This is a genomic window from Thalassospira lohafexi, assembly GCF_002844275.1.
GTDB lineage: Bacteria > Pseudomonadota > Alphaproteobacteria > Rhodospirillales > Thalassospiraceae > Thalassospira > Thalassospira lohafexi.
Map to the genome: position 1 here is coordinate 357128 of NZ_NXGX01000004.1, position 22901 is coordinate 380028.

21 protein-coding genes are annotated in these 22901 nt (G+C 56.0%); 9 read left to right on the forward strand and 12 right to left on the reverse strand.

What is annotated here, in order from left to right:
* The first annotated feature begins 25 nt into the window (after positions 1–25).
* The 4 genes from COO92_RS11420 (at position 26) to COO92_RS11435 (ending at position 6107) form a co-directional block, all read left to right on the forward strand.
* Complete coding sequence (locus COO92_RS11420; protein WP_101302196.1) at positions 26–1096, forward strand: polymerase; 1071 nt, start codon at positions 26–28, stop codon at positions 1094–1096.
* Positions 1089–2426 carry a prenyltransferase/squalene oxidase repeat-containing protein gene (locus COO92_RS11425; RefSeq protein WP_101302198.1) on the forward strand — a complete coding sequence of 446 codons (1338 nt, stop codon included), beginning with the start codon at positions 1089–1091 and terminating at the stop codon, positions 2424–2426. The genes COO92_RS11420 and COO92_RS11425 overlap by 8 nt, the downstream gene beginning before the upstream one ends.
* Before the next feature lie 81 nt (positions 2427–2507).
* Positions 2508–5012 carry an ATP-dependent helicase HrpB gene (gene hrpB, locus COO92_RS11430; protein ID WP_101302200.1) on the forward strand — a complete coding sequence of 835 codons (2505 nt, stop codon included), beginning with the start codon at positions 2508–2510 and terminating at the stop codon, positions 5010–5012.
* Between the two features lie 78 nt (positions 5013–5090).
* On the forward strand, positions 5091–6107 hold the full coding sequence (locus COO92_RS11435) for a DUF5655 domain-containing protein (protein ID WP_133125062.1): 1017 nt from the start codon (positions 5091–5093) through the stop codon (positions 6105–6107).
* A gap of 317 nt (positions 6108–6424) precedes the next feature.
* Here the strand turns inward: COO92_RS11435 and greB are convergent, their stop codons facing one another.
* Positions 6425–6904 (reverse strand): transcription elongation factor GreB, encoded by a 480-nt coding sequence (gene greB, locus COO92_RS11440; protein WP_101302203.1) that lies wholly within the window; start codon positions 6902–6904, stop codon positions 6425–6427.
* Positions 6905–7029: 125 nt separating this feature from the next.
* A complete protein-coding gene (locus tag COO92_RS11445) occupies positions 7030–7938 on the reverse strand; it encodes a LysR family transcriptional regulator (protein WP_101302204.1) in 909 nt (302 codons plus the stop codon).
* 98 nt (positions 7939–8036) lie between these two features.
* Between COO92_RS11445 and COO92_RS11450 the strand changes: the two genes are divergently transcribed.
* A complete protein-coding gene (locus COO92_RS11450) occupies positions 8037–8501 on the forward strand; it encodes an ester cyclase (protein ID WP_101302206.1) in 465 nt (154 codons plus the stop codon).
* A complete protein-coding gene (locus tag COO92_RS11455; protein WP_101302208.1) occupies positions 8498–9421 on the forward strand; it encodes an NADP-dependent oxidoreductase in 924 nt (307 codons plus the stop codon). Before COO92_RS11450 ends, COO92_RS11455 begins: the two co-directional genes overlap by 4 nt.
* A 67-nt stretch (positions 9422–9488) precedes the next feature.
* On the opposite strand, the gene COO92_RS11460 is transcribed toward COO92_RS11455, so the two are convergent.
* The 4 genes from COO92_RS11460 to COO92_RS11475 all read right to left on the reverse strand — a co-directional run bounded on the left by COO92_RS11460 (position 9489) and on the right by COO92_RS11475 (position 13415).
* Positions 9489–10793 carry an MFS transporter gene (locus COO92_RS11460; protein ID WP_101302209.1) on the reverse strand — a complete coding sequence of 435 codons (1305 nt, stop codon included), beginning with the start codon at positions 10791–10793 and terminating at the stop codon, positions 9489–9491.
* A gap of 90 nt (positions 10794–10883) precedes the next feature.
* A complete protein-coding gene (locus tag COO92_RS11465; RefSeq protein WP_101302211.1) occupies positions 10884–11831 on the reverse strand; it encodes a LysR family transcriptional regulator in 948 nt (315 codons plus the stop codon).
* A 91-nt stretch (positions 11832–11922) separates the two neighbouring features.
* Positions 11923–13098, reverse strand: coding sequence for a DUF3095 domain-containing protein (locus COO92_RS11470; RefSeq protein WP_101302213.1), 1176 nt, complete (start codon positions 13096–13098; stop codon positions 11923–11925).
* Between the two features lie 98 nt (positions 13099–13196).
* Complete coding sequence (locus COO92_RS11475) at positions 13197–13415, reverse strand: SlyX family protein (RefSeq protein WP_101302215.1); 219 nt, start codon at positions 13413–13415, stop codon at positions 13197–13199.
* 129 nt (positions 13416–13544) lie between these two features.
* Here COO92_RS11475 and COO92_RS11480 point away from each other — a divergent pair, with 129 nt between their 5' ends.
* Positions 13545–14084: a class I SAM-dependent methyltransferase gene (locus COO92_RS11480; protein WP_101302217.1), complete on the forward strand. Its 540-nt coding sequence runs from the start codon at positions 13545–13547 to the stop codon at positions 14082–14084.
* A 9-nt stretch (positions 14085–14093) separates the two neighbouring features.
* Here the strand turns inward: COO92_RS11480 and COO92_RS22350 are convergent, their stop codons facing one another.
* From COO92_RS22350 to COO92_RS11495, 3 genes are all read right to left on the reverse strand, one after another.
* Entirely contained in the window at positions 14094–14333 is a 240-nt protein-coding gene (locus COO92_RS22350; protein ID WP_101302219.1) for a GDCCVxC domain-containing (seleno)protein, read from the reverse strand.
* Complete coding sequence (locus COO92_RS11490; RefSeq protein WP_101302221.1) at positions 14320–15204, reverse strand: NAD(P)-dependent oxidoreductase; 885 nt, start codon at positions 15202–15204, stop codon at positions 14320–14322. The genes COO92_RS22350 and COO92_RS11490 overlap by 14 nt, the downstream gene beginning before the upstream one ends.
* 305 nt (positions 15205–15509) lie before the next feature.
* The gene (locus COO92_RS11495) at positions 15510–15923 is read right to left on the reverse strand and encodes a tellurite resistance TerB family protein (protein ID WP_101302223.1); all 414 of its coding nucleotides are present in this window, start codon (positions 15921–15923) and stop codon (positions 15510–15512) included.
* A 387-nt stretch (positions 15924–16310) separates the two neighbouring features.
* On the opposite strand from COO92_RS11495, the gene COO92_RS11500 reads away from it, so the two are divergent.
* Positions 16311–19454: a sensor domain-containing protein gene (locus COO92_RS11500; protein ID WP_240626409.1), complete on the forward strand. Its 3144-nt coding sequence runs from the start codon at positions 16311–16313 to the stop codon at positions 19452–19454.
* A gap of 71 nt (positions 19455–19525) precedes the next feature.
* On the opposite strand, the gene COO92_RS11505 is transcribed toward COO92_RS11500, so the two are convergent.
* The 3 genes from COO92_RS11505 to COO92_RS11515 form a co-directional block, all read right to left on the reverse strand.
* The gene (locus COO92_RS11505; RefSeq protein WP_101302225.1) at positions 19526–20170 is read right to left on the reverse strand and encodes a Crp/Fnr family transcriptional regulator; all 645 of its coding nucleotides are present in this window, start codon (positions 20168–20170) and stop codon (positions 19526–19528) included.
* Between the two features lie 194 nt (positions 20171–20364).
* Entirely contained in the window at positions 20365–20808 is a 444-nt protein-coding gene (locus COO92_RS11510; RefSeq protein ID WP_101302227.1) for a DUF2946 family protein, read from the reverse strand.
* Positions 20809–20948: 140 nt separating this feature from the next.
* Positions 20949–21839: a DMT family transporter gene (locus COO92_RS11515; protein ID WP_101302229.1), complete on the reverse strand. Its 891-nt coding sequence runs from the start codon at positions 21837–21839 to the stop codon at positions 20949–20951.
* Between the two features lie 100 nt (positions 21840–21939).
* On the opposite strand from COO92_RS11515, the gene COO92_RS11520 reads away from it, so the two are divergent.
* A complete protein-coding gene (locus tag COO92_RS11520) occupies positions 21940–22839 on the forward strand; it encodes a LysR substrate-binding domain-containing protein (protein ID WP_101302231.1) in 900 nt (299 codons plus the stop codon).
* Positions 22840–22901: the final 62 nt, after the last annotated feature.

A 22901-nucleotide genomic window follows, 5' to 3' on the forward strand; every position in this document is an offset into this window, starting at 1 on the left:
ACCGCGTTGTTCGGTGGGCACGATCATGACGGTTGGTTTTCGCCCCGGCACGCAGCGTTTTACCGCCATGCCCCATCCGGGTTTTCCGGTCTGGTGTGTGGTTTTGGGCACTGCGGTGATGGTGGTGTCCCTGTGGCTGCTGGGGGCTGGCGGGATGTCGGCAAAGCTCATGCTGTTGGGGTTCTGGGCGGTTGTTCTGGCCGGATATGGGCGGCGGATTTCAATATCACCCGCTGGGTTGGGCGCGATTTTCCTTCTGGTTGGCATGATCATGCTGGTGGCGTCGGGCAACGGGGTGATGATCGAAAAGCTGCGTCTGATCGGCAATCTTTTGATGTTGCCGGTTGGTTTGGTCGCAGGCTTGGTGATCGGACGCGACTGTTTGCGCATTATGGTGCCAGCACTGGTGATTTACCTGCCGCTGTCGAGTGCGTTTTACCTGACCCACGAAGGTTTGCGACTTAATCATCCGTTTTTGTTTTTGGGACTGTTTGCCCTGTGTTCGGCCGCTGAGGGGCGTGCGGGCCGGTGGATTGGCGGCGGTGCGGCGATTGCCGTGCTGCTGAGCCAAACCCGGATTGCGGTATTGGCGATGATGGTCAATGCGATGGGGCTGCTGCGGTTGTCGCTGGCGAAAACGTGGCTCGTGGGGGCGATTGTCTTTGCCGGATTTGCCGGGATTGCGTGGCAGGCGTTGCCGCGCTTGTTGATGACCCATGACAGCGGGCGGCTGTTCTTTTGGCACCAATTTGCCGATATCTGGCTGGCGGCGTCCGATGGGCAAAAATGGCTGGGGTTTGGTGCAGGTTCGGTTGAGGAGATTTTATCGGGTTTTGATGCCTTTTCGTCGTTTGGGGCGCTGCATAATGATCATTTCCGTATCCTGTTTGAAACCGGAATCATCGGGGCCGGGCTTTGGCTGTCGGGATGGGCAGCGATGGTGTGGCTGGTGCGGCATTCACGGTTGTCGGTGTGCCTTTTGATTTCTGTAGCGATCACTATGATAACCGATAATACCTTGAATTACGGGCATTACCTGATCTGTGTCGGGATGGCGGCGGGCATGGCATCGAACCGGGATAGGGCGCATGGATAAAACGTATCTGATCAGCATACGCGACCGGGTCTTGCGCCAGATGGCAGACAATGATTTTGCCGGGGCCGATCCGTTTGACGGGCTGGAAAGCCGGGTGTTTAGCGCAACAGGGTTGGACCGGTTCCGGCTGGCCCGACTGTTGTGGGTACAGGCGATCAAACGCGGGCCGGATATCCTGCGTGCTGCTGCCCGCATTCGGAAAATGGTCAACCCGAAAACGTTGGCCTTGCTGAGTGGGGCGGCGGACGGTGTGGTGCTTGGTGATTTTTCCCAAAGATTGATGGCCATGCAAAACGCCGATGGCGGCTGGGGCTATCCGTTTGCGTGGCAGGCACGGGCCTTTTACGCCGCACAGAACCAAAGCAACGCGATTGTCACAAGCTTTGTGATGGATGGGCTTTTCGCAGCGGGTGTAACCGGCGATGACCCGGTAATGCAGTGTGCGGCAGACTTTATCGAAAACGAGCTTTGGCGGGGTGGCTATTTCGCCTATGTCGCCAACACAGACTCCGAAATTCACAATGCCAGCCTGTGGGCGGCGTTTGCGCTCTCACGGGTGCGACTGGATAATGACAAGACCGATAGTGCAGTGTCCCGTGTGCTCGACGCCCAGCGGGGTGATGGCAGTTGGGCCTATGGCACCTTGCACCATCACCAGTTTGTGGACGGGTTTCACACCGGCTATGTGCTGGATTTGCTGGATCGGTTGCGCCGGAGTGGCATGGCGGGGCTGGATAGCGCGATTGCACGCGGCTGGGCGTTTTACCGTGATGCCTGCTTTGATGCGGACGGCATTCCGCGCAGCTTTGCCGGGCGCGATGGCGATATCGATGCCCACAGCGTTGCACAAGCCATGGGCAGCCTGTGCCGGTTTGGCGATTATGCGGGGGCAATTCGGATTGCCGGTTGGGCCGCGAAACATTTGTATGAGGAAAGGCGTGGGCTGTTTTATGCCGGGATTGGTCGGTTTGGACCGGATCGGCGAAATTATATGCGCTGGACGCAAAGCTGGATGGTCTGGGCGCTGTCGATTGTGATAGATCATATGGCTATGACAGACCCGTTTGATCCGCAAATGCCGTTATCGTTTAAGCATCCCGATCCTGATCGGGCCGCGAAGGAAACCGCCCTGCGCGCGCTATCCGAAGAGGGGTTTCGGGCGTTGTTTGCTTTGACACGCACGGCAGCATCGCAAAAGCGTGCATCGGGCGAGATGGAAGCGCTTTATGGGCTGACGCGCGGGCTTAAAACATTGCAACGGATTGGCGGGGAACGGGGGATTATTTTGCAGGCACGGCCGATCACGCATCCGCCCGCCAAGGCAACGTAGCGACCGCGATGCTTGCCGGACTTGCCCTTCTGCGTGATTTGCGAAATAACCGCGACAGGCCCTTAAAATCGAAAGCCGCTGATGACTAACGCCTTTCCCGTCCTTCCGATTGATAGCGTTCTGCCAGACGTTTGTTCTGTGCTGGAACGCGGCACCAATGCGGTGCTGCAAGCGCCACCGGGGGCAGGCAAAACGACAAAGGTGCCGTTGGCGTTGCTTGATGCCAAATGGCGCGGCGATCAAAAGATCATCATGTTGGAGCCGCGTCGATTGGCCGCCCGGGCCGCTGCCCGGCGCATGGCGCATTTGCTGGGCGAAACTGTTGGGGATCGTGTCGGCTACCGCGTGCGGTTTGACAGTAAGGTGAGTGCCAAAACCAGGATCGAGGTCGTCACCGAAGGCATTCTTGTGCGGATGATACAGGATGACCCGGAATTATCGGGTGTGGGTGCCGTCATCTTTGATGAGTTTCATGAACGATCGCTTGATGCCGACCTTGGACTGGCACTAGCACTCGAAACCCAAGGTGCGCTGCGCGATGATTTACGCATTGTCGTGATGTCCGCCACCCTTGATGGCGACCCGATTGCCAAGCTGATGGGCGATTGCCCGGTGATCACCAGCGAAGGCCGCGCCTATCCGGTGGAAACCACATACATCGCACCGCGTGTGGATAATTGGGGCAATGTGCGGATTGATGCGGAAATGACAGCCGCCATTCGAACTGCATTGCGCGAAGAAACCGGATCAATTTTGGCGTTTTTACCCGGACAGGGGGAAATCACCCGGGTTGAGGCGGCGCTCAAACAATCGGTGGGCAAGGACGTGATTGTCGCACCACTGTATGGGGCGATGAATGCGCAGGCACAGGACATTGCGATTGAACCGGCCCCGGATGGCATGCGCAAGGCGGTTTTGGCGACGTCGATTGCCGAAACATCACTGACGATTGATGGCATTCGGGTGGTGATTGATAGCGGGCTGCAACGATTGCCGCAATTTGATCCGGCATCGGGGATGACGCGGCTGGTGACGGTCAAATCATCGCAAGCCAGTGCCGAACAACGCCGGGGCCGGGCCGGGCGGCTGGAGCCGGGCATGTGTTATCGCCTGTGGGCGGAGGCCGAACATCGTGCACGCCCGGCCTTTACCAATGCTGAAATTTCGGTGGCCGATCTGGCGCCACTCACACTTGAGCTTGCACGCTGGGGCGTTACTGATCCCAACAGCCTGCCGTGGCTTGATGTGCCGGATGGCGCAAAGCTTGATCAGGCGCGCGATGTTTTGCGCAGGCTTGAGGCCCTTGATGATGCCAACCGCATTACCGCCATGGGAACGGCGATGGCCGGGCTGCCGGTGCATCCGCGCTTGGCCCATATGATGTTGCGCGGCGATATGCTGGGCTTGGCCGATCAGGCGTGTGCCTTGGCAGCCTTGTTGTCGGACCGCGATTTCATGCGGGGACGCGGGGCGGATTTGCGCCTGCGGGTGGAGGCGATTTTAAACCGCCAAGCGCCAAAAATGATCGGCGAGGCTGCCAAGCAACTGGCGCGTCGCTTGAAAGAAGCCCGCCATAAAGTCGGTTTAACCGGGGATAAAAGCCGGGTGGATCGCGCCGATCAGGTCGGGTTGCTTCTGGCATTCGCCTATCCCGACCGGATTGGCGAACGGCGCAAGGGACAGGATGCGCGGTACCGTCTGTCGGGCGGGCGCGGTGGTGTTTTGCCCAATGGCGATGGGTTGGCAGCAGAACCCTATATCGCGGTGGCCGAACTGGATGGGCAGGCGCGTGAGGCCAAGATTTACCTTGCCGCACCGCTGTCACGTGCGACCCTTGAGACACACTTTGCCGATCAGATTACCGAGGGCACAGAGGTTTTCTGGGATAGTCAGTCAAGTGCCGTTCAGGCGCGCTGGCAACGCCGGATCGGGGCGCTGGTTTTGGATGAAAAAGCCACCCATGACGAAGCCGATCCCGAGGCGATCACAACAGCAATGATCGAAGGCATCCGGCGGCTTGGCCTGCATTGCCTGCCATGGGACAAGGCGGCGGATGGTTTGCGCGAACGGCTGGCATTTTTGCACCGGGTTGATGGGGAAAGCTGGCCCGATGTCAGTGATGATGGATTGCTGGCATCGCTTGAAACGTGGCTGGCCCCTTATTTGACCGGCATCACCAAACGCAATCAGCTTAAGCAGATTAACATCAGCGAAGCCTTGCTGTCGGGGGTTGACTGGCAACAACGTCAAGAGCTGGATCGTCTGGCGCCCACCCATTGGCAGGTCCCCACCGGATCAAACATTCGCATTGATTATAGTGGGGATACCCCGGCCCTTCCGGTGCGGATGCAGGAAATGTTCGGCGCGACCGAAACGCCGATGGTGGGCGGGGGCAAGGTGGCGGTGACATTGCATTTGCTGTCCCCGGCCCAACGCCCCATTCAGGTGACCAGCGATCTGATCGGGTTCTGGAACGGGTCCTATGCGCAGGTCAAAGCCGAGATGAAGGGGCGTTACCCCAAACATTACTGGCCCGATGACCCGTTGCAGGCCGAACCAACGCGAAGAGTTAAAAGCAAGATGTAACCTTCTGAATGCAATAAGCCAGAAGTTGTATTAAGATTAATTAATTAGAAAAATAGCATGTGAAACAGGCGGTTTTGAGTGACCGAAAATATTGAAAAATTCTTTTGCAATAGTTGTAAGAACGAAACTCGACATTTCGTTCATCGTGAATTTCGTAAAACGGAAGACTATTGTGACGCTCCGGTTTGGATGTCTTTCAGGGTGCTCATAGTAGAATGCTGTGGTTGCGAAAACCTTGCTTTCGTCAAAATGGAACACTTCTCCGAGGACCATGATCAGGACTGGGATCAAACAATTTTTCCGCCTGTGGCATATCGTCCATTGCCTGATTGGTTTGAAGATCTGCCAGACGAAACCATCAAATTGATTTTCGAGGAAATCTATAAGTCTCTTCAAACAGAATCCTACTATCTTGCCACATTCGGATCGCGAACCTTGATCGATAGGTTGATTGTCCTAACGGTTGGCGATGTCGGGAATTTTGGGAAGGGATTTAAAGCACTACAAGATAGGCAGATGCTTTCACAGCATGAGCGAGATATCCTTCAGCCGGTCGTTGACGCTGGTCACGCGGCAGCTCATCGTGGTTGGGCTCCTAGTAAGGCACTAATGTCGATCATACTGGACACGGTCGAAGGACTGGTCCACAGGCTACTTGTGTTACCAAAACTAACAGAAGAGCTCAAAGAGGCAGTGCCGGGGCGATCAGGTCCAGTGAAAAAGAGTCTGCCCTCAAAAATTCTGACGATCAAAGACAAGATTAATGCCGCACCATCCGATTTGAAGGCTGTTTTCGAGTATCTTGAAGCCAAGCTTAGAGAATTTGGGGAAGATGTGGCGACACATCCGCAAAAGCATTATTTGGCATTCCGAAGAAATCGAAATTTTGCTTCTGTACAGATCTACAATGTAAAAAAGACGCTGCGTGTTTATCTGAACCTCGATCCCGAGACAGTGCCGTGTGACGCAAAAGGTATGCGCGATGTCCGAAAAATCGGGCATTATGGCACCGGAAATCTTGAAGTCGAAATTCGGTCAAAGCAAGACGTTGATCGGTTTTTGAATTTAATGAAGCAAAGCTACCAGGCCTCTTAAAGTCCAGTACTATTCTGTATCTCTGTTTCGAGTGTGTTTTAGAAAATACACTTGTGTATTGAGGCAGCGGCCTTTAACACGCGGTCGTTGTCGGCGAAGCGCCGACGACATGGTGACGGCTAAAATCGCCATCGGTGGCGTTATCAGCAATCCACGCGTCAGCAGATTCATTCCATCCCGCAGACATTTTGGGGCTCCGTTAATGGTGAAGATGATTTGGAGGGCGGCGTTAGAGCGGATTGCAAAGGTAAGCTATGCTATGCGTGAAGTTTGTGTTTTTTGATGGCGCGGAAATCACGATAGATGCGTCGGGCCACCTATACCGCGTAGCTGACCTTTAGGACTTCCAGCTCATCCTCACCAGAAGGCGTGCGTACCGTGACTACATCGCCAACACCCGATTTCATCAGCGCACGGGCGACGGGGGAGACCCAGCTGATGCAGCCATTGAGGCTGTCGGCTTCGTCTTCGCCAACGATGCGGATGGTTTTTTCTTCGTCGCGCGCATTCACATAGGTCACGGTCGCGCCAAAGAATATGTGCGTATGATCGGGCTGTTCATCGGCGCGGACGACAACCGCGTCCTCGATGCGTTTGATCAGATACCGTACCCGGCGGTCGATTTCGCGCAGGCGCTTTTTGCCATAGATGTAATCGCCATTTTCCGACCGATCACCATTGCCCGCAGCCCAATGGACAACGGCCACGACTTCGGGGCGTTCCTTTTTCCAAAGGTGGTCGAGTTCCTTGCGCAAGGCATCAAGGCCTTCGGGCGTGATGTAAATCGGTTTGTCCATGGGCGGGTTTTAACTGAAATCGGGCACGGAAGAAAGAGGGCGTATTGAGGTATGGATCAGAGGATTGACTGGGCCGTCGTACCGTGTCCAAGCCAAGGTGACGCGGTCATGATGGACGTCACTGATCATGCGCCAAACGACAACCCGGCAATGAATTCCCGGAACCAGCGTTGAGCGGGATGGGCGTCATTGCGCCGGTGCCATGCCAGCGCAAAGGGCACGGGGGCCACCGGGACCGGGCAGGGCATAATGGCAAGGGCACCCGAATGGCCCGATGCGGTGACCACGCCCTCCATCAAGGTCGCGATCAGATCGGACCGCGCGATCAAAAGAGGGGCGGCATATAAGTTGGATAATGTCACCGCAAGGCGTCGTTTGTGGCCCATCTTTGCCAGCACGGCATCGACCAGACCGAACCGTTCATTTTCCGGCGATACCAGCAAATGCGATAATGACAGGAAGCTGTCGAGATCAAGCACCGATGCGGCCGCCGGATGATCGCGCCTGAGAACACAGACAAAGTGTTCTTCGAACAATGGCTGGGTCAGGATGCGCGCAGTTGATGTCGGGGGCACGCCAATGGTCAGATCAGCCTGGCCTGCGTCAAGGATGCCAATGGCATCATCGCGGGCAACGAAGTTCTGAATACGCAGCGTAATCCCCGGTGCCTTTTCGCGCAGCGCATCAATTAGAACGGGCAGGAGCTTGAAGGTCGGGTGATCCGAAAGTGCGATTGAGAATGTTGCGGTTGAAACCGCCGGATCGAATGTCTGGGTGAAGGCCAGTGTTCGTTGAATTTCAGAAAGCGCGTGTCCCAGCGGTTCGGCAAGATCAAGGGCGCGCGGGGTGGGCTGAAGGCCATTGGGACTGCGAATAAACAACTCATCGCCCAGCAATCCGCGTAGCCGGGACAAAGCCGCACTCATGGCCGGTTGTGTGCGCCCAATCCGGATGCCTGCGCGTGTCACGTTCCGTTCGGCCATCAAGGCGTCAAAGGCCACCAGAAGGTTCAGGTCGATACCATGTAAATCCATGAAATGGATAATGCCATATATCTTATATCGATTTCTAGTATATTGAGCCGGGCGGTAATGTTTCTCTATATTCAACGATCCGAAATGGAAAAACGACAATGAGTAATACCTCCCAACAGCCAAAGATCTTTGGTGTTTCAGATTCTGACCGCAAAGCCATCGAGCTTCTTTACCGGTCGTTTTCTGAAAGTGCGGACCTTCTTGATGAGGCCGTCACTGAAGATTGGCAGGATATTCCACTGGCGCCCGGACAGCAGCCGGGCCGCGATGGCATGAAGCCATTGATCAATGCATTTCGGGACGCCTTTTCCGATCTGCAGATCATCATTCATGAAATGATTGGTGCACCGGGCCGGGTTGCCGTGCGGGCCGAAATCACCGGAACACATCGCGGTGAGTGGTTTGGTGTGGCACCAACCGGCACGTCATTCCGTATGCCAATTCACGAATTTCATTATCTTGAGAACGCAAGAGTTACCCATACTTGGCATCTGGAAGACTGGCTTGGCTGGTTCTTTCAAGTTGGGGCGTTTCCTGTTGGCGAAAAGGATACCGCACAATGAAGGCCGTAAGACTTGATGGATACAATGATGTGCCAGTCATCCGCGACATTGCGATACCGCAAATCGGGCCGGATGATGTGTTGGTCCGTGTGCATGCGAGTGCGCTTAATCCGCTTGATGTCAAACTCCATAGCGGGGTTTTGCAGAATTACTTCCCGCTTGAGTTTGGCTATACGCTTGGCAGCGACGTTGCCGGAACGGTTGAGGCCATTGGCGCGCATGTAACCGGCTGGTCCAAAGGCGATAAAGTCGTTGGCCGCCTTGACCCTGTCAGCGGTGGGGCCTTAGGCGAATTTGCCTGCATTCCGGCCAAACAACTGGCGAGTGTGCCAGCCTCCATGTCGTTTGAAACGGCTGCGGGTATTCCGACAGCGGCGGGGACCGCATGGCAGGCACTTTTGGAGGTGGGTGATCTTGGGGTCGGGCAGACGGTTCTGATCCATGCCGGGGCCGGTGGGGTCGGTAGCTTTGCCATCCAGATCGCCCGGGCTGTTGGCGCGCGGGTGATTGCCACCGCATCAGGGGATGGCGTTGATATTGCCCGGACATTGGGGGCGGATCAGGTGATTGATTATCGTAGCGATGATTTCGCCGAGATGCTGTCTGATGTTGATCTGGTCATTGACACGATCGGTGGCGAGACGCAGCAAAGGTCGTTTGGCGTTCTGCGCAGTGGTGGCAAGTTGCTGTCGCTTGTGGCTCCGCCCGATGAGGCACTGGCCAGTGCGCATCATGTCACGGCCAGCTTTGTTTTCCATATGTCCGATGGCGCACGGTTACGATCCGTCATGTCGTCCATCGGTACAAACGGGATTAAAACCCTGATCGACCAGACGGTGCCGTTGGATGAATTTGCCACGGCCTTTGCCCGTCAGGCATCTGGCCGGGCGCGCGGCAAGATTATCGTAACGATGGTCTGAAGGTGAACAAAGCCGTGGTGCCAGTTTAACGGCGCCACGGCTTTTACCTTACGTGATTAGCGCGCACTCAGGCCGCTGCCGTTTTGCGCAATTCCTTGTCATCAATAGGCAAATGAACAAGGGCGGCAAAAACGCCAAGCGCAACAGATGCCCACCACACACCATCAAAGCTGCCGGTCAGGTCAAAGACAAGGCCACCCATCCATGCGCCAAAGAACGCGCCGATCTGATGGGACAGCATCACAATGCCAAACAGGGTCGCCATATAGCGCGGCCCGAAGACCTGTGCGATCAGGCCGCTGGTCAGCGGCACGGTCGATAACCAAAGCGCCCCCATGGATGCAGAAAACAGCAAGATGGTCTCAGATGTTTTCGGTGAAAAGATAAAGATAACGATGACCAATGCGCGCATGCCATAGACAAATGACAGGGCATATTTTTTGGGCCATTTGCCGCCCGCCCAACCGGCCGTCAGGGTACCAATGATATTAAACAGGCCAATCAGTGCCAATCCTTCGGCGGCAACAGACCGCGGCAGACCGCATAGTTCGGTAAAGGTCGGCAGATGGGTGGCAATCACCGCGATGTGAAAACCACAGACAAAGAACCCGGCATTGAGCAGGACAAAACCGCGATGTTTGCGGGCCTCGTGAAAGGCGGCGATCAGTCCTTGAGGGCCCATGTCGGGCGTGGCGTTCGGGCTGCCTGCTTCGGCCTTGCCGTTCATGGCAAAGGCAGCCGGGATGATCAGCATCGAAATGGCGGCAAGGATGGTCAGGGTCGTGACATAGCCCATCGAACTGTTGAGCGCCTGTGACGTCGGGGCCATGATAAACTGTCCGACCGATCCGCCAGCCGATGCCAGACCAAGGGCGAAACTGCGTTTTGCTGGGCTAAACAAGCGGCTGATGGCGGCAAGCACCACCGGGAAACTGGTCGCACCGACACCAGTACCGATCAAAACACCCGCGGTCATATGCAATTGGCCGGGCGACGAGGATGTGCCCATCAAATACAAACCAAGCGCATAAATAAACGCCCCGGCAATCAGGGTGCGCGTGGTGCCAAACCGATCGGCAAGCGCGCCGGCGATGGGGGCGGAAATCCCCCACATCAGGTTCTGAATGGCAAAGGCCAGACCAAAGGTCGTCGCCGTCCAGCCGGTATCGGTCAGCATGTCGGGAATGAACAGGCCCAGCGACTGGCGCACCCCAAGGTTCAGCGACAGAACCAGACAGCCACACAGCAACACCAACCATGGGAACCATTTGGTGGCGCGCAGGATGGTCTGGCGGGTGGGGCTATTATCTGGGCTGTCGGGGCGATGGGGCGGCGTTCCGGCAGTGCCGCCGGTATTTTGCGTGGGGCGCATCGATGTTCCTCCGAGGGGCGTTTATTGGGGGCGTTATCGTATTTGGTTTTATTTTGAGGGCGGGCGCACCATGCGTCCAATTCATTCGACTTATGAGACTGATAATAATTGTGCATGATCGGGGTTTGATATTGCACCGGCCTTGATCACGATATCGCCAACCTTGTCGATAATATCGCAAAGATCACCGTTGGAGGCGCGCCGGATCAGGGTGATTGCCATGTTCCAGTTCATGCCGGGAATATCAAGAATGCGCACCCGGTCCCGCGCCGAACTGTGCATGCAAAACCGCCGCGCCATGATGCCATATCCAGCCCCGGCGGCGACCATTTCGATTTGCAGTTCAAGGGCGGAAACTTCAAGCACGGAGGTGAATTCAACATCGTTTTTGTGCGCCCACGCATTGCCAAGGGCGCGGAAGGTGCAGCCTTCGGGCATCAGGACCATGGGGTGTTTGGCCAGTTCGGCAATGGTGGTGGGATGGTGGCGGGCCGATTTCGGGCCAATCGCCACGATCTGATCATCAAGCAATGTCTGGGGCTGCAAGCTTGTTGGCAGATCGCGGCTTTGAATGCCCCCGACAATGCCGTTCGGCCCATCAAGCGAGAGCATCGCGTCAATTTCACCCCGGCGCAACAGCGGCAAGAGTTCACTTGACCAGCCACTTTTGATGGTCAGCGACATGTCGGGAAAGGTTTGATGCAGTTCACGCAGTTCGGACGCGGCCATAAGGGGCGCGACACCGTGGCTAAGCCCCAGACGAAAGGGGCCTTGCGGGTTTTTGGCCCCTGCGATGGTGTCGTTGAAGCCGTCAAGGCGGCGCAAAAGATCGCGGGCCTCTGTCAGGGCGCGATGACCGGCCGATGTCGGCTGCAATGGCTTGGTCGTGCGGTCAAACAGCGATGTGCCGATGCGCTGTTCAAGGCGCTGGATACGCCGGGTGACGGCGGGCTGTGTTAGGCCAAGGCGACTGGCTGCGCCATGAAAGGATTGCGCGTTGGCAACGGCAATCAGGGCTTCAAGTTCGCGGGTGTCCATGGCGCATTCCTGATCCGTCAGTGATCAGGGGAGTGTCTGGCAAAAGACGATGCCATGCAAGAAATCTATCATCGATAGAATTTAATGCGTTTCATGCATGGGCTGGCGTTGCCGTGGGGGTTTGGCTGGCTTTCATCTTGGCCTTATAGACGGCCGCGGCGGCGGTATAGCCCCCTTCGCCACCATCAAGGAAGTGAAAATGCGCGTCATTGGTGATGGAGGGCACAATGCAGGTCATGATGGCGGTGCGTTGATGATGGGTGCCAAAATGAATATCGCCGCGTTGTTCGGCGGTGCGCAGATAGGCATCAATTTCATCCGCCCGGCTTTCACTGCAATTTATCGTCATCCACAGCCCATCACCGAATTTACGATAATCGGTGTTATAGCCGGTATAGTCGCGGTAGCGTTTGGGATCAAAATCGCCAAGTTTCCAACCGGTTTTCATCAGGATCAGGGCAATCAGCGAAATGTAAAAGGCCTTGAACCATGCCTTGAAATATCCGCCTTCCTTTTCCTGACTGGCAAGGGCCTCAAGACGCAAGCCCGGCGGTGGAAAGGCAAAGTCGGGGCCATCGGCAGGCACTGGGCTGCTTTTGCGCGGGCCGTGATCAAGGATGTCAAACAGACCGCTTACCACCGCGTTAAAGGTTGCGCGGTCATTATCGGGCAGGACCATGATCGACAGGATTTGATCGGTCCCCTCGGCCCGGATCGGCGACCAGCGGCACGACAGGCCGGTTAGATCGGGGCGGGTGCCAGAAGGGGCGGGGGCGATGATGTTTTCGCCCTGCTTCATGCGGTCTTCGGCCCATTTAAGGCCGCGCCCATTAAACATGGCATAGGACACCGGGTGCGAAACGGCATAGCGGGCAACCCGGACATCGTGGCCGGTTTTCCGGACATCGGCAATGCAGACCAGCCCGACACGCAATTCAAGTTCAAGCGTTTCGGAGGCCCATGTTGCGGTGGCGGCGAGCGCCTCGCGCACGGCATCTATTTTATCGGGCGGGCAGGCAAAGCTGGCGCCATCACCGCCAAAGATGAACGGGTAATCGGAATGGCCCAGAGCGTTGCTGACGGCACAAATGACCGAGGCCCCGACCATGTTGACGTCCTTGAACCGCCCGGCAGCAACCGCCTTGGTCGAGCCGACAATATCAGAGGTGCCAATCCACCAGTCATCGGGAAGTGGGTGATAGACCGATCCATCCAGAACCTTGGCGAAATCTTCGAATACCGGGATGTCGAGATACAGATTGGTCACATCAGCTTCCCATGTTGGTGGCCGGCAGGGTTCACACCTGCGCGTTGGATATCGGCATATGCGATGACGCCACGTTCAACATGTTCGGGGTCCTGACCCTAGTAATGGGGTGGCGGTACATCGTCTTCTGATGATGTACGCATGAAATCGCCCATCCGTTTAACGTCATCTGACATTAATCTGTTGCGTCGTTCCAGAATGTCGATGCGGTCCCATTGGGATTTTATCATGTCGGACAGGTCATTTATCATGGTGTCCATGTGCGCCATCTTGGTTTCAAGATCGGTAATGCGGCTTTCCGCGTCTTTGTGGCTCATGCTGGCTGGCTCATGCTGGTGTCTTCTGGAAATGTGGCTCAATGGGACCTTGTCGCACCTGCTGCCCTGTGGCAGGAGTATGCATTCCGGACCCTAACATATTTCGCGAGATTAAAGGCAACATGCTTTATGACCGATTTATCCATGCTTGTTTTTGCTGGCGTTATTCTGGCCCTGATTGCGATTTACGCCATCAGGTTGCGCGCCGTTCCAATGCCAAGTCTGGCCGCAGCAAGGGCGGAAATCATTTCCTATATTCCTACCGACACAAAGACCGTCACTGATTTTGGGTCGGGGTGGGGGGATCTGGCGATCGATATTGCGCGCCATCGGCCCGACATTGCGGTGACGGGTATTGAGCTTTCGCCCGTGCCTTATGCCATCAGCCGGATGCGGGCGGTGTTGGCAGCCAAGCCGAACCTGACGTTGATCCGGGCGGATTTTCGAAAAATGGATCGTGATCCGGGCGATGTGGTGGTGTGTTTTCTTGATCCGCGCGTGATGGGGGATGTTGGCGATGTGCTGGATCAAAAAATGCGCGCTGGCGGCATTGTGATTTCACGCGCCTTTGCCATTCCTGGCTGGCAGGCCTTTGGCGAGGTGCCGATGAAGTCGTCATCGGATATGCTGTATCTTTACCGTGTTGGGAAACATAAGGCCGGGGCCTGACCCTGGTTTCTAACCGCCACAGCAACCGGCATTCTTGCCATCAATCTGTTTAGGCGGGCAGGGTATGGAGCCAAACGAACAAAACACACAACAGTCGCCTGTCAAGGGACGCAGCGCAGCGCCGCATCCCTTGCAATCATAGAAATACTGACAGGCGTTTGTTGGCATGGTTTCGCGTTCCTGATGCCCGCACTGTGGACAGGTCAGAACGGAAATGGTTTGAACGGTTTGGGGATCAGCCTTCTTCATACACCTTGATCAGGGCGGAATGGTCAAGATCGCCATCGCCCATGCCAATCAGTTCGTCATAGAGCTCAAGTGCCAGACGTGAGAACGGCAGTTCAAGGCCAAGTTCGCCTTCGGAAAACTCAAGCGCCTGATAGAGGTCTTTACGCTGGGTGACGACTTTGCCGCCCGGTTCGAAATTGCGCTCGATCATGCGTTCGCCGTGCTTTTGCAAAATGGCTGAATCGGCAAAGCCACCGGTCAGCGCACTGCGCATTTTGGCAATATCGACCCCGGCTTCGTCGGCCATCGAAAAGGCTTCTGCAACCGCGCCAATGGTGATGCCGACAATCATCTGATTGGCGGCCTTGGCAATTTGCCCGGCGCCAACATCGCCGACATGGGTGACCCGTGCGCCCAGAACATCAAACACGCGACGCACACGGTCGAAATCTTCGGCGTCGGCACCGACCATGATCGAAAGGGTGCCGGTTTCGGCCCCATGTGTCCCACCTGATACCGGGGCATCAATCCAACTGCCACCGGCGTCTTCGACCGCCTCGGCAAAACGACGTGTGGCGTCAATCGCGGTTGTGCCCATGTCGATGACAATCGTGCCTTCTTCCATGCCATCGACAATGCCGTCTTCGCCCAGAAGGACGTTTTCAAGGGCATTGGTATCGGCAACGCAGATGATGACGATATCGGCATCTGCGGCAGCGTCCGCCGGGGTGCCCGCCGTGGCAATGCCCAGATCCTCAAACGCATTGAGTGTTTCGGGATTGCGGGTGTTGACTGTCAGAACCGCGCCGGCCTTTTCAAGGTTCAACGCCATCGGGCGCCCCATCAAGCCAAGTCCGATAAACGCGATATTTTCCCCGGAAAGAGCGGTCATGATAGCAGTCCCTCATTGGCGGTGGTCAAACGCAAACTGCGTTTAAAAAGGTGCGACATTACATGCGCGCACAAATACCTTGGCGTCTTATGACGCAAGGATGTGTCGGTAATGTGGGCAAGGCCATAACACATTGTGGCAGCGGGGGCTGTATTCAATTGTCTACCAGCCCGAATATCGTCCCAAATAAAGCTGCGATGGCGGGGAATTCCCGACTGCGCTTTTGGGGGATGGCAAATTCAATGGTTCAGGCGCCTGCCGACTTTTAGACGTTGTCTGAAGAACGGTGTGCTGTTTCTGGTCGCTTAAAAATCGCCGGGTCGGACATAGCGCGCGGCCATGGCCCGTTCAATTGCCGCACCGGCAAGGCGATCAATATCAAGTTTGTGACGCAGCAGTTCGAGTATGCGCAATTCTTCCTGACTGATTTCACCATCCGACAGGACAATTTCGCAGGCAAAAACATATGCCGTTTCGCGCAGTTTGCGCGGCAGGGCATCGCGGATCATCTCAAGCGCACGATCAAGCCCGTCTTCCTCGCCCATCAATGTTGCACAGTCGCGCGCGACACTTGTCACCGCGTCATTGTCAAACCCGGCAAAAATCGGAAGATAACGGACTCGACGGCCCATCGCAGAAAGTTCGGCATCGGTAATGTCGTTGTCCGATGCGGAAACCATAACCATTGTGTAGATCAAGGCATCATGATGCGAAATCACGTTGGTTGCTCCTTTCCAAAGCGGGTGTCTGAAACACAGTGCGGGCCATATTTTTGGCAGGGACCGTCAAGACATTTGACGGGTGTCGCACATGTCTGTGACAACCTCAGGGCAAAAAAATGGTAAGCCCATAATTGTGTTCGGGCAACAGTTAACCGATTAAACTTTCTCGATTTTAATGATTACGTAGTGAAATCGCCTCATTCTTCACGTGCAGATCATATGGGGGCTTTCGCCACGCGGTGGAGAAGGGTAAAGATCGGTAAAATAAAAAAATGAAGCGGTTACAAAAGAATAGCGTAAACATAGTGACCGCTTGCACTTTCTGGGAAAATTTGCCTTTGCACGGTATGGGGTAGAAGTTATGGTCGCGCAGCAATAACCACAATGACGATCAAATCAGGTATGGGAGACATCAACGCAATCAATTCCGCCGGTACGCTCGCGGCATTGATCAGCCATTTGAGCATGCCATCAGGTGTCTATGACCCTGTTGGTAGGCGTCTGCTTGTCAATTCGGCATGGTCGGACTGGTCTTTCGAGACCGGTCCTGCGGTCGAGCAAGACGGCTGGCATGCGCTTGATGACGTTGATGGCCTGTCGAAAATCCTTCCTGACCTCAGCACTGAAATCCAGATGTCTGACGGCTATTACAGCCGTACGGAAACGAAAGATGGCAAGGACGTTGTTCTGTTTGGCTGGAAGCTGCAGATCAGTGGCCGTGAATATGTGCGTTTTCTGGGAATAGATTCCGATATTTCCTCAGGCATCGGATCGCTTATTTCGCCGTTGCCGGTTTTGATCTTTGAACGTAATGGCGCCCTGCGCTGTGCGAATAAGGCGGCCGAAAGGCTGGCCCTTGATGTTGGTTTCATAACCCCGCTTTCGCTGGCTCATCCCAAGGATCAAAAAGCGCTGGTTGCGGACGAGGGGCCGCAGTTTGGTGCCGATAATTCGCGCACGGTTCATTACGGGCAACGGTTCTTCCAATGGCAATGCATGCCGTTGCTTGGGGCCGATCATGTTGTTTTATTCGGGCAGGAACGCACGCGTGAAGAAAGTTATCGCCGTGCGCTTGAACATGCTGTTCACGGTATTATCGATCTTGATGCCGACGGGACGGTTACAAGCGTAAACGAAGAAACCGCAGCACTGTTTAACTTCGATACGGTGCGCGACGTCGTTCAGGCCTACTTACGCCGCCCCGAAACATTTTACGCCCACGACAGCGACCGGGTGCAATTGCGCCGCGATCTGGCGTCGGGCATTGGCGTTCATGCGCGCGATATCGAAATGCGCCGCGCAGATGGCAGCCAAATCTGGGTGCGGTTCAATGCCACGGAAATTCGCGGCGAAGGCGGCGGGTTGCTGGGCTATAGCGTGACCATCACAGACATTACCAAAAACCGGCAGGCCGAATATGACCTGCGCCGCCGTCAGGAACGCTACCGGGCGTTGGTGCAGACCGCAGGCAGCGTGATCATGTTCCTTGATTCCGAAGGACGCATTCTGGAATACAACCGGGAATGCGAATGGACATTTGGCTATTCCTGGATGGAAGCCGCGGGTCAGAACTTTTTCGATTTCCTGCTGGTGCAGGAAGACCGTGCGCGGGTGCGCATGGCGGTACGCCGGTTGTTGTCGGGCGAAATCATCAAGGATGAAGTGTTTTCGTTTAAACGGCGCGACGGTGAAGAACGCCTGTTGCAATGGAATGCGCGTGCGCATTTCGGCGAGGACGGCGATATCGCAGGGGTGATCTGCATCGGTCAGGACGTGACCGAAAAGCTGTCGGTCGAACGCGCCTTGCGCCACGCCGAAGAAAAATTCCGCGGTATTTTCGAAAACTCCGCCGAGGGTCTTTATCAAAGCATGCCGCTTGGCCCAGTGTTATCGGCTAACCCGGCGTTTGTTTCCATTCTGGGCTATGAAACAGTCGATGAGCTGTTGACCCAGGAAAACGAACTGCAGCAGCATTATTTGAACCCGGTAAGCCGCCTGCGTCTGACCGGGCGGTTGTTGCGCGACGGTATGGTTCAGGGTTTTGAAACCGAATTGCGCCGTGCGGATGGCCGGATCATCTGGGTCGAGGAAAATGCCCGGCTGGTGCGCGATGAGCGGGGGCGGCCCACCGTGATTGAAGGATCAATCACGGATGTTACCGACCGTAAACGCAGCGAAGCCCGCATCCAGTTCCTGGCCCATCATGACGGATTGACCGGGCTTCCGAACCGGACCCTATTTCAGGAACGTCTGGCCTCAGCGGTGGAACGCAGCAAACGCGAACGCCGCAGTTTCGTTCTGATGATGTTTGATCTTGATAACTTCAAGGACATCAACGATACGCTGGGCCACCCGATTGGCGACCTACTCTTACAGGGGGTGGGGGAACGCATGCGGGTGTGTCTGCGCAATGAGGATGTTGTCGCGCGCCTTGGCGGGGATGAATTTGCCGTTTTGATCCATGAACCGGGCACGGTCGAAGAAGTGACCTTTGTCGCGCAGCGCCTGATTGAACGCGTGTCGGAGCGTTTCATGCTTGAGGGCAATGAAGTGCAGGCATCAACGTCGGTCGGGATTTGCATGTATCCGCAAGACGGGCGCGATGAAAAAGACCTGCTGCGCAATGCCGACCTTGCCCTTTATTGTTCCAAGGCCGAAGGCCGCAACCGGTATCATTTCTTTGAGCCACGGCTTCAGGTCGAGGTACAGGAACGCAAGGCCATCGAACGTGACCTTGGCCATGCGATTGAAAATGACGAGCTTGAACTGTTTTATCAGCCGATCATTGATATGGGCGGGCATCGGATCATCGGGATGGAAGCATTGGTGCGCTGGTTTAGCCCGTCACGCGGTCTGGTCAGTCCGGTCGAATTTATTCCGGTTGCCGAACGCATGGGCATTATTGCCGATATCGGCAAATGGGTGTTGAACCGGGCCTGTGCGCAAACCCGGGCATGGCGCGATGACGGTTATGGCGAATTGACCATATCGGTCAATTTATCCCCGCTTGAACTGGCCCGTCACGAAGACCTGATTGAAAGTGTTGGCGATGTGTTGGCGCGTTCGGGCCTTGATCCCCATCAGTTGCAGTTCGAAGTTACCGAAGGTGCGGTGATGGACAACCCGCGCGAAGCGGCCATTACGCTTGGCATTTTGCGCAATCAGGGCATTCGCATTGCGATTGATGATTTTGGTACCGGCTATTCGTCGCTGGCGTATCTTAAACGGTTCCCGGTCGACAAGATCAAGATCGACCGGTCGTTCATCATTGATATCGACAGTTCGGACGGCAATGCGGCGATTGTCCGTGCGGTGGTGTTCCTTGCCCGGTCGTTTGGCATGGCGGTCAATGTTGAAGGGATCGAAACCGAAACCCAGCTTGATCACATTGCATCCGAGGGTGTTGACGAGGTGCAAGGGTTCTATTTCAGCAAGCCGGTCCCGTCGGGCGAGATGGAAATCTTGCTTAAGGCCAACATCAGCGGTGCGACCAAATTGCCGGTCAATGTTTCGGGAAAGCCGCACTGAGTTCTACTTAATTGCATCAGATACCAAGATTTAAAACAGGCCCGTCATAGTGGATGACGGGCCTATTTTTTTTACGCGGCGGATTGTTCGTGAATTTCACCCGCACGTGCCGTGAGTTTTTCCCGGTTGATGTTGACCATGGATGCCAGAACCGGGCTTTTGGCGATGGCCCCCTGACGTTTTAAGTCGGCAATCATCCGGCTGGCGGTTTCGGTCGTCGTGGCGATGATGCTGCCCAGCTTTTCGCGGTTGGGCAGGGTGACTTCATCCTTGTTGGCCGCCCAAAGCAGGAACCGGCAAATCCGGCGCATGGCCGATCCGGTACCAAAGCTTATTTTAAGCTGCTGACCGTCCATCACCTCGCTTGCCAGAAGCGACATGATCGCGGCCTGCGTACGTGGGTCATTTTGCTGTGCCATGCGCAGCCGCGTGATCGAAATGCGTTTGATGACGGACGGGGCAATGGTTTCGATCACAAGCGACGGATCGGTCACCGACAGCATTTCAAGCCCGATCAGTTCGCCGGGTCGATAGACGCGACACACCTGTCGTTCCCCGTCCTCGGTGTATTGGCAGCGCATGGCAAGGCCGCTGACCATGACGTGAATGAACGTCCCGTCTTCGGCGTGATGGCCAATGCACGCATCGGCGGGCAGGGTAAGTGCAGAAGGTTCGGCAAGTTTTTCCAGAAGAATGAAGGCGTCTGCTTTGTTCATGGGATTTCCCCCCATTGGCAAAATGGAGATACGCGGCGATTGCGGGGTCGCGTACCGACACCAGTCTATGGACCCGGAACGATGCCCGGGATCGTACCCGTATGGACGGGCAGATATGGCTGTTTCTGATCGAAAACCGGCCTTGCAGATGCACTGGTGGCGTTAAGCGAGGCCACCGATGATCAGAAACAGGATTAAATGGCTTTGGGAGGTGCGCGCGGCGATGCTGCAATCGGGCAGAAGTCATGCAGCCGTGCGGTAATGTGAAGGGCGGTAACCTTATTGGACAGTTTTACGCGGTGAACCAGCGGCAGTTCCGGATGAACCGGCAAGCCGACCGCATGATTGCCAAGACCGCAACTGGCGCATTGGAACCCCTCATAGCTGTTGGAGCTGTGTGGGGATGTGCTGCCGTCGTCAGCGACGTCTGCCGGGACCGAGATTGTTTTGATCCCGTTTGCCGTACAGATGATCAGCGGAACATAGGTCTGGGCACTTTCCGTGCCGGTGGGAACCGCAGCAAGTGCGACAGGCGCGTGCATGAACCCGAACATCATGGCATTCACCAGCAACAGCCACCCTACGAAAAGGGAGAGCGTGCGTCGAGCAGCCGATATGTGTTTGCGGGTAACGGACACGAGCTTCGATCCATATTGGAAAGATACGAACTTTCAATAAACCCTGAAAGACACCCTGTCAAAGCCTCGTCGTGTGAACCAGTTATCAGTATTTCTTTATAATGATTTGAAAACGCCGGGCGATGCCCGGCGCTTTGGTGTTACGCGGTTGCCTTGCGGGGGGATTGGCCGGTCCAGAAACGGAAGATAACCACTCCCCCAATCGCAACGCCACCGCCGATGATGGTCAGAATATCGGGGGTAATCGCACTCAGACTCCATGCAAGCGCGATGGCAAGTGGGGGCACGAGATAGAGAAAGTTGGCCGCAAGGGCGGGACCAAAATGGCCGATGGCGAAACTCCAGGTCGCGTACCCAAGGGAGGCCGAAACCAAACCAAGAAACACCATCGCAGAGATCACCGGCATGGGTGCTGTGCCAAGCTGTGCCAGTCCGTCTGGTAACCAAGGCGATAACCAGAAGGCGCCAGTGATCAGGGTCCAGCAGGTGCAGGTGCCCGCCCCGTAACGCGCGATAAGACCGCGTACGAGAACAAAGTAACTTGCCGACAGGATCGATGCCAACAGGATCAGCGAACTGCCATTGCCAAAGCGCATTTCGCCCGGCTGACCCTGTGCGATCAAAAAGACGCCCGAAAAGCTGATGGCCGTGGCAATCCATGCGCGATACCCAAACCGTTCCCGCAAGAACAGGGTTGCCAGAAGGGCTGTCCAGATCGGCAGGGTATTGATGATAAAGCTGGCGGCCCCCGGCGATACGGTTTGCTGTCCGGTATTGAGAAGCCAGTTATAGATGCTGATGCCAATTGCACCGCCAAGTGCAAGGCGGGCCAAGTCGCGCACGCGTGGAAGCGGCGGGCGTATGATCAAAAGCCAGATGACGGCCGGGCAGGCGGCAATGGCAAATCGCGTAGCCGCGAGTGGCAGTGGATCAAAATGACCAAGTGCCACTCCGATCAGGGGAAAGGAGGCGGCCCATGACAGGACCGTAACCAGTGCAGCGGTGAGGCCAAGCGTAGATCGGGAAAACATCGCATATCCTTTCAAATGCTATGCTGTGTCGTCGTTTAAGACCGTGATAGCGCGATGAATGATGTTGACATAGAGCACGCTCAAGGGGTCTGATGTGCATATGGCGCACAGTAACGACCTGACACTTCCACCCCTTGCCCTGTTACCGGCAGTTCTTGCCGCGGCACGCAGCGGATCGTTTTCGGCCGCAGCAACCGAAATGAATGTCACGCACAGCGTGATCAGCCGGCATGTGTCGCAAGTCGAACAATGGCTGGGCTATGATCTGTTTGAACGCTATGGTCGCGGGGTGCGCCCGACCCCGGATGGGCAGAGGTTTTTGCGCGATACGCAATGTGCGATTGATCTGTTGTCACAAGGCGCACAGCCATGGCGCCAGCGGCGTGGGCCTGATGTCATCAAGGTCAGTTTGCTGCCGTCCTATGCCCGGATCTGGTTGCTGGCACTGGTGCCGGAAATTGAACGCGACCTTGATGTGCGGCTGGAACTTGAAATTTCCGAACGGCTGGCGGATTTCACGGATGGGCAAACCGATCTTGCCATCCGGTGCGGCAAGGGGCAGTGGCAGGGCACGCGATCAACCGTGTTGTTTTCTGATCAGTTGATCCCGTTGATCGCACCGTCGATGCTCGATGGGCGTGATCCATCGGGGCTGGACGCGGCACAGATCGCCACCATGCCCTTGCTCCATGACAGCGACGCGACCGGATGGCGGCACTGGCTTGACGCGCATGGGGTTAAATTCCGGCAAAAACCATCAGACCGCCGGTTTGAAGATTACAGCGTTGTTCTGTCAGCCGCAGAGGCCGGGTTGGGCGTGGCCTTGACCCGGTTGCCGTTTGCGCGTGCCACCATTGCCAAACATGATCTTGTTGCCTTGCCGTTTGCTCCGGTTCAAAGCCCGCTTGCGACCCATTTGGTGCAGCCGTCTTATGAGCAGCGCCCGGCTGTTCGGGACGTCGCGGACTGGTTGGTGAAGGCGGCAAGCGCCTGCAAGTAGTGAGTTTTTTCTATCGGCTTTTCCCGAAATAAACTACTTTGGGTTGAAGCTTTTGATGTGCA